Below are 3,032 nucleotides of genomic sequence, written 5' to 3' on the forward strand. Positions count from 1 at the left end.
CGGGTGTATCCGCACCGCCCGGTGGTCATCGACGGGCGCTCACTCGACGAGATCGACCCGCCGTCGCGGCCGGTGATACCGCCGCTGATGCGGGGCTACCTGCGGTTGGGGGCGCAGATCTGCGGTGAGCCGGCCCACGACGCCGACTTCGGTGTGGGTGACTTTCCCGCGCTGCTGGACAAACGCCATGCCGACACGCGCTACCTGCGGCGACTCCGGTCGGTATCGGCGGCCACCGAAGCAGCGGGTCGGGTGGCTTGATGGCCGCTCCGGAGCCCCGCGACCACGCCTGGCTACCCCGGGCGACCTGCGATACGGGTTGCATACAAGCCGGCGGCTACGAAGCAACGCGGCGGATGATCGTGGCGCTGCGGGTCGCGCGGCGGATTACCTTGCTGGTGTTGTTGGCGCCCGCGTTGCCGCTGCTGGCGGGGGTGATTCCGGGCTGGTCGAAGTCGAGGCAGATCTACTGCCGGCTGCTGCTCTGGTGCCTCGGCGTCAAGATCAACGTCTCCGGCGGGCCGATCCGCAATCTGCCCGGGGTGCTGGTGGTCAGCGACCACATGTCCTGGCTGGACATCCTGACGATCGGTGCGGCACTGCCGTCCAGCCGCTGGCGGGCTTCACCGCTGTCGTTCGTCGCCCGCGCCGACGTGGCCGCCACCGGCGCGGTGAAGATGATGGCGCGCATCGTCAAGGTCATTCCGATCGAACGCGCCAAGCTGCGCCAGCTGCCCGAGGTCGTGGCCACCGTCGCCGCCCGGCTGTACGCCGGCCACACGGTGGTGGCGTTCCCCGAGGGCACCACCTGGTGCGGCCTGCCTGGACGGTCCCACCAGGGCTCGGGGCCGTTCTACCCGGCGATGTTCCAGGCCGCCGTCGACACCGGTCGGCCGGTTCAGCCGCTGCGACTGCGCTACCACCACCGCGACGGCAGCATCTCGACCGTGCCGGCCTACATCGGCGACGACACGCTGCTGGCGTCGATCGGCAGGCTGATGGTCGCCCGCCGCACGGTGGCGAAGATCTACGTCGAATCGCTGCAGCTTCCGGGTGACGATCGGCGTGAGCTGGCCCGCCGCTGCCAGGCCGCGATCCGCGTCACATCGACGCCACGCCCAGATCACGGGCAGCGGCCGTCCGTGCTGGCGTCCTGACCCCCGCTGGGCGTCGCTATCCTGGGCAGGTCATGGTCTACCTGGATCACGCTGCCACCTCCCCGATGCACCCCGCTGCTGTCGAGGCGATGACGGCCGTCCTGAGCACCGTCGGTAACGCCTCCTCGCTGCACGCCACCGGCCGGGTCGCCCGGCGTCGCATGGAGGAATCCCGCGAGCTGATCGCCGCCAAGCTCGGTGCCCGTCCGTCCGAGGTGCTCTTCACCGCCGGCGGCACCGAGAGCGACAACCTCGCCGTCAAAGGCATCTACTGGGCGCGCCGCGGCGCCGAGTCCAGGCACCGCCGCATCATCACCACCGAAGTCGAACACCACGCCGTGCTGGACGCGGTGAACTGGCTCGCCGAACACGAGGGCGCCGAGGTGACCTGGTTGCCCACGGCTGCCGACGGTTCGGTATCGGCCGCCGCGCTGCGCGAGGCTCTGGAACACCACGATGACGTGGCGCTGGTCTCGGTGATGTGGGCCAACAACGAGGTCGGCACCATCATGCCGATCGCCGAGCTCGCGGCCATCGCAGCCGAATTCGATGTGCCGATGCACAGCGACGCGGTTCAGGCGGTGGGCCAGTTGCCGGTCGGTTTCGCGGCCAGCCAGTTGTCGGCGATGAGTGTGGCCGCCCACAAGTTCGGCGGGCCGCCCGGTGCCGGTGCGCTGCTGCTCCGCCGCGACGTCGGCTGCATGCCGCTGTCGCACGGCGGCGGTCAGGAACGCGATATCCGTTCCGGCACACCCGATGTCGCAGGAGCGGTCGGCATGGCCACGGCGATGCAGCTTGCCGTGGACAGCCTCGAGGTCAACAGCACGCGGCTGCGACTGCTGCGCGACCGGCTCATCGACGGTGTGCTGGCCGGCGTCGAAGACACCCGCCTCAATGGCGCCACCGGCGCGCGTCGGCTGCCCGGCAACGCGCACTTCACCTTCGAAGGATGCGAAGGCGACGCATTGCTGATGTTGTTAGACGCCAACGGGATCGAGTGCTCGACCGGATCGGCCTGCACCGCGGGCGTCGCGCAGCCCTCGCACGTGTTGATCGCGATGGGCGCCGACCCGGCCAGTGCCAGAGGGTCGCTTCGATTGTCGTTGGGCCACACCAGCGTCGAGTCGGACGTCGACGCCGCGCTGCAGGTACTGCCCGGCGCCGTGGCCCGCGCCCGGCAAGCCGCCCTTGCCACCGCGGGGGTTTCGCGATGAGGGTGCTCGCCGCGATGAGCGGCGGTGTCGACTCGTCGGTCGCGGCCGCCCGCATGGTCGACGCCGGTCACGATGTGGTCGGGGTACACCTGGCCTTGTCGCAGGCCCCGGGCACCTTGCGCACCGGTTCGCGGGGGTGCTGTTCCAAGGAGGACGCCGGGGATGCTCGGCGCGTCGCTGATGTACTCGGAATCCCCTTCTACGTCTGGGATTTCGCGGACAAGTTCGCCGAAGACGTGATCGACGAGTTCGTGTCGTCCTACGCGCGTGGCGAAACCCCGAACCCGTGTGTGCGGTGCAACGAGCGAATCAAGTTCTCCGCCTTGGCGGCGCGCGCCTTGGCCCTCGGGTTCGACGCCGTCGCCACCGGCCACTACGCCCGGTTGTCCGGCGGGCGGCTGCGTCGTGCCGTCGATGCCGACAAGGACCAGTCCTACGTGCTCGCTGTGCTGACGTCCGATCAGCTGCGCCATGCGGCGTTCCCCATCGGGGACACCCCCAAGTCGCAGATCCGCGCCGAGGCGGCCCATCGTGGACTGGCGGTCGCGCAGAAGCCGGACAGCCACGACATCTGCTTCATTCCATCCGGGGATACCCGCGCTTTTCTGGGTGAGCGCATCGGGGTGCGGCCCGGCTCGGTGGTCGACCAGGCCGGCGCCGT

3 protein-coding genes and 1 pseudogene are annotated in these 3,032 nt (G+C 70.0%); all 4 read left to right on the forward strand.

Features of this window, described 5'->3' with window-relative positions:
- Positions 1 to 261: pseudogene (locus VN856_RS13490) on the forward strand (phosphohistidine phosphatase); the annotation flags it as partial.
- Positions 261 to 1,157 carry a lysophospholipid acyltransferase family protein gene (locus VN856_RS13495; protein ID WP_325689794.1) on the forward strand — a complete coding sequence of 299 codons (897 nt, stop codon included), beginning with the start codon at positions 261 to 263 and terminating at the stop codon, positions 1,155 to 1,157. The pseudogene VN856_RS13490 and the gene VN856_RS13495, both read left to right, overlap by 1 nt.
- A 32-nt stretch (positions 1,158 to 1,189) precedes the next feature.
- Positions 1,190 to 2,371, forward strand: coding sequence for a cysteine desulfurase family protein (locus VN856_RS13500; RefSeq protein ID WP_325689796.1), 1,182 nt, complete (start codon positions 1,190 to 1,192; stop codon positions 2,369 to 2,371).
- The coding region (gene mnmA / locus VN856_RS13505) for a tRNA 2-thiouridine(34) synthase MnmA (RefSeq protein ID WP_325689797.1) at positions 2,368 to 3,032 on the forward strand (665 nt) is incomplete at its 3' end. The genes VN856_RS13500 and mnmA, both read left to right, overlap by 4 nt.

The sequence above is a fragment of the Mycobacterium sp. genome (assembly GCF_035603715.1).
GTDB lineage: Bacteria > Actinomycetota > Actinomycetes > Mycobacteriales > Mycobacteriaceae > Mycobacterium.

Bases quoted from the DNA above. Each gene is read 5' to 3' on its own strand.
- VN856_RS13495 (WP_325689794.1), top strand. From the start codon at position 261: ATGGCCGCTCCGGAGCCCCGCGACCACGCCTGGCTACCCCGGGCGACC.
- VN856_RS13500 (WP_325689796.1), top strand. From the start codon at position 1,190: ATGGTCTACCTGGATCACGCTGCCACCTCCCCGATGCACCCCGCTGCT.